Raw genomic sequence first — 4,437 nt, forward strand, 5'->3', positions numbered from 1 at the left:
AGGTCGTATCGGGTTACTACCAATACCATGCTGTTCCCGGCAACATCGACCAGTTGTCCAACTTCAAGCATCGCCTCCATCGACTATGGCGAAACGTTTTGGTTCGTCGCAGTCAAACCGCGAGAAAGAAGTGGGCGAAATATACCCCAATCTTCGACAGATGGATCCCACCACCCCGCATCCTGCATCCCTATCCCGAGGCTCGCTTCTACGCCACTCATCCTTCGTAAGAGCCGTATGCGTAGACGCGCCTGTACGGATCTCTCCGGGGGGCGCTCAGTAATGAGCGTCCCTACCGGGACCAGAACCCGAGTAGCGGCCCAAGAGGGCCAAATTGGATGGGGGTTAAAGGCGTTGCTAATGGCAGTATCATTTTGTCGAGCTGCCAGGCGTGTGATTCCCCGACTGTAGCATGCAGACCGCTGGGCAGCGGTGAAAAGGACCCTTTGGTCGAACCCCGGGGCCGCCAATGAACGAAGCACCTGCCACACTCACTGCAGATACTCTTTCAAGAGATCATGAGTTTTTACCGGGGTCGATGGGTCGACACGGCGAAAAGCACGACAGAACCTAAGATTCTAAGATTTGTCCTGGTGAAAGTCGAAACAGCGTTGCCGCTCATCTCCCCTGCTTATGACAACGCTGCCGCGGACGAGCAGTCAATCCGGAAGCACTGGATTTCATATTTTGCAAAGTTGAGTGAGAGTACACCCCGGTGACCCGAGATTGAAACGTTGAGGACCTTGCGTATTCAAAACGGTTTCGCCGAAGGGTGAAATCCGCTAAACGCTCCAGAAGTTCGCTAGTTGGAAGTTGTATGCTCGATCGGCGCCTGCTGCCGATTGCGGGAGGGTCACGGAAAAACAGGAAGTGATTCCAGAACGCCCGCCGCGGGCTGACACACGCAGAAACACTATGCAATGGATGAGATCCTTCTGCCTGATCAAGAATGAGTTCTCAGTGGCCGGGTTCCGTTAGCCGTGTGAAAACCATCGGGACTCCATACCTCACTACCCACACCGTTGTGAACGAAGAACAGGCCGTCCGGATCATACTTTGCTTTCACCGCGCGAAGCTTTGGATAATTCGAGCCCCAGTAGGATTGCTGCCAGGAGGGTTCGAAGAAGTTGCTCTCCGACACATAGGATCCGCCGTTCGGCGCCAGCTTCCGCAGTTCGTCCATCGATTTGGCGACGGCGTCAGCCTCTTTGCGAGCTGCGGTAAGATCGGGCTCATGCCCGCGAAGCCCTGGGTACGCGTGACCCTGCCCTGAGGCAATGATGGCGAGGGCAAAGGCGTCGAGCACGGCAGGATTCATTGCCGTGTCGCGGGCCGCGGCTATAGCATCGGCGGGAGCGCCAGCAAGACCTTTGTTAAAGTGCAGCTCGACTCCCCAATGACGGGAGCTGGCGAACAACGCGTTCACGAGACGCTCCTGCGAATCCTCCTCAAGCAGGGACGCGGGCAGCCACAGCGACTCAAAGCCGTAAAGAAACTGCCCTACCTGACCGGCGTCGCCTGTCCACCATACGTCACCGGGTCGCGCATCGGGACGCGTGTCCGAGACGAAAACTGGTTGATGATGCCCTTCGCGCCACTGGGCATCCCACCAGCCTCTTGCCGGTAAGCTCCCGACAATTGGCGGGGCTTTTAGCGTAAAGGTGTCCGGCGAACCCGCCACCCAGTCCAGGAATGGCTGCCAGACCTTCTTTGCTTGTGCGCTATCCAGCCCGTAGGAAACCATCGAAATCGTAAGGGAATTGTCAGGGTTTACGCGGGCCTGCTCACCCCAATGATGGTTGAAGAGGCTGCTGCGGTAGAAGCCGAAGAACTGGTGGAGAAGGCGACGAAAGGCGTCGTCGGAGGCGGCCTTGACCGTGAAGATAGCGCCGCCGAAGAATTCGGGAAGCTCGCGCACGCGCAAAGTCACTCTACTCACAACGCCAAAGCTGCCGCCGCCTCCGCCTTTCAGCGCCCAGAAAAGGTCCGGATTCATGCACGCGTTCGCAACGCGAATCTTGCCATCAGCAGTTACAACTTCGGCCTCCAGTAAACCTGCTGCAGCGAGGCCGTAATGCTTGGAGAAACTTCCGAAGCCACCGCTTTGAATGAGGCCCGCGACTCCGACCGTCGTGCAGCCGCCACCTTGAACGTAATGACCACCCTTGGTCGTAACGGTGTCGTATGCGAGGATCCAGATTGCTCCGGCGCCTAGCGTCACTGCCCTCTGCGGTGCGTGTTTGCCCTTGCACCCCTGCGGAACGAAAGCATCGTGCATCGTGATGTCGTTCATGCGCCGAGTCCAAATCAGCAGCGAATCAGGCGCATTCGAGGTACCCTGGTAGCTGTGGCCGCCGCCTTTGACGACTAAACGCAAACGGTTTTCGCGAGCAAAGCTCACTCCTGCGGCGACGTCCTCTCCATTTCTTGCCGCCACGGCATAGACACTGGGCTTGCTGGTCCACGCGTTCGCCCACCCCAAAGTCTGCGTCAGGCCAGGCTGGTCGCCGATGTAGAAGGGATTGTCTAAGTTCTTGAAGAGATCCTGGCAAGAGGTACTCTCGGATGTACCCTGGCACGCAGTCAGAGGAAACTGTACTGGGATGAGGTTCCCGCCGACCTGTTGTTTCAGCTTCCCCCAGCTCGTGGCGCTAGGCCAGGCGGGATCGCCGGAGCGAACCCGGCGGAATGCGGACTTCGCGGGCAGCGGCGTCTGTTCAGCATTGGACAGATAGGGCCAAAAAGCCGACACCAGGGGCACTGCGGCTAAGCGCTTCAGCAATGTTCGTCGGTCCATAAGGCGGCGTCCAAAACGGAGGAGTTCGTGACCCAGAGCCCTGTTCACGTTCGGGCAATCATAACTTCCGCCCCAGAATATTGAAAGGAAGACGTCGCACCTACCATGAACTAGAACAACAACAATTCACCGACCTCCAATGGCCCCAAGGAACTGCAATGACGACTGGAGTTTCGCAGTTGCTGACGGGCGACTCTGACGTCATCGGATTGGGGAAGGGTTGCCGACAAACCTGGAGTTAAGCGAAGCATTCTATGTCATCGCCAAGGAGCTCACGCCAGAGCATTTCGGCCTGCCAGCGTGCCGAATATCAGCTACTGAACGTTATTGATCAAAAAAGCATTGCTCGCCGACATGCCCCGAGCCACCGCGAGTTGGGTGCCATCGGGTGACGAGGTAAAAGACCATACCAGGTCGGATTGAAAATTGGTCAACTGTTTGGGTTTGCTTCCGTCAAGAGGAAAGCTCCAGAGATTTGAGACGCCGTTTCGGGCTTCACCGGCAGGATACGATAAGAACCAAAGTTGGTACGTGAATTGTGATCGCGGTGTGCCCAGCATCACTAGGCCCGCTGCATCGGGCATCCACATGAGTCGTCCGACGCGAAACCAGCGATGCGCTGTTAGCTGCATCTGCTTGCCAATTTCAGCGTTCACTCCAACCACGGTCATGTCGCACAACACGGAATCGCCGAAGCCGCACGCAATTATCTTGCCGTCAGGCGACCACGCCGGCCCACTGTCATCACCGCCAAAGTCCTGCGGATACGTGCGCGTCGCAATGACTCGTTCCTGCGATCCGTCCGAGTTAGCAATGACGAGCTGGCTCTCTCCCCGGTCGAGAATGCGGCGGACGAACGCAAATTTCTTTCCGTCCGTGGAAAATGAAATGGGTGTGTCAATGTGGTCGGCAAAGCACACAATATCGCCACCTAACGCAGCGACTCGACAAAGAGAAGCCCAAGGAGTAGTCGTTTGTTTCTTGAGATAATAGACATAATCACCGTCTTTAGAGAAGATCAGCCCATAGTAAAGCGCACCCGACGGAGGAACGATTTCGACGTTGCTCGATCGAGCCACTTGTATCTGTCGGACGAAGAGGCTCTGTTTGCCGAGATCGTCGACAACATGCGCCACGTATCGACCGTCGGGAGAGATGGCGGCATCTGTTACCTTGCCGGTGGTCGTGAGTCGCGACATGCTACTCGCTTGGAAAAGCCTTCCGCGCCCGCGTCGTAGAAACGTCTGAACGCTAAACGCGATCGCAACGGCGAACAATGCCAGAATCGCTGCTAGGGTGATCGAGCGTTTGCTTCTCCAGTCCCCTATCAATCGAGGGACAACAGAAGCCGACGCCATGCTCGCCGCGGCCAGGGCGCTTCTCCCAGATTCGATATCGCGCTTCAGCCGCTGCAAGTCGGCGCGCATCTCCAACGCATGCTGGTAACGCAGGTTTCGATCTTTCTCCAGCGCCTTGTTGATGATCTCCTCCAACTTCGGGGGTATGTCAGGGTTCAGCCTGATGGCCGGAGGTGGCGCTCGATTGAGAATCGACTCGAAGATCATTCCCGCTGTTTCTCCCCGAAACGGAAGCAGTCCTGTCGCCATCTCATACAACAGCGCGCCGAACGAGAACAGGTC

Annotated in this window: 3 protein-coding genes; 1 reads left to right on the forward strand and 2 read right to left on the reverse strand. The window is 57.0% G+C overall.

The genetic code is table 11. The features are described from left to right. A partial coding sequence (locus Q363_RS43460; RefSeq protein WP_035358401.1) for a hypothetical protein occupies positions 1-230 on the forward strand: 230 nt, incomplete at its 5' end. A 713-nt stretch (positions 231-943) separates the two neighbouring features. On the opposite strand, the gene Q363_RS30815 is transcribed toward Q363_RS43460, so the two are convergent. Continuing rightward, a complete protein-coding gene (locus Q363_RS30815; protein WP_035358403.1) occupies positions 944-2,797 on the reverse strand; it encodes an FAD-dependent oxidoreductase in 1,854 nt (617 codons plus the stop codon). Positions 2,798-3,111: 314 nt separating this feature from the next. Continuing rightward, on the reverse strand, positions 3,112-4,362 hold the full coding sequence (locus Q363_RS30820; protein ID WP_245632589.1) for a hypothetical protein: 1,251 nt from the start codon (positions 4,360-4,362) through the stop codon (positions 3,112-3,114). Positions 4,363-4,437 lie beyond the last annotated feature (75 nt).

Origin of the sequence: Edaphobacter aggregans DSM 19364 (genome assembly GCF_000745965.1) — a bacterium.
Taxonomy (GTDB): Bacteria; Acidobacteriota; Terriglobia; order Terriglobales; family Acidobacteriaceae; genus Edaphobacter; species Edaphobacter aggregans.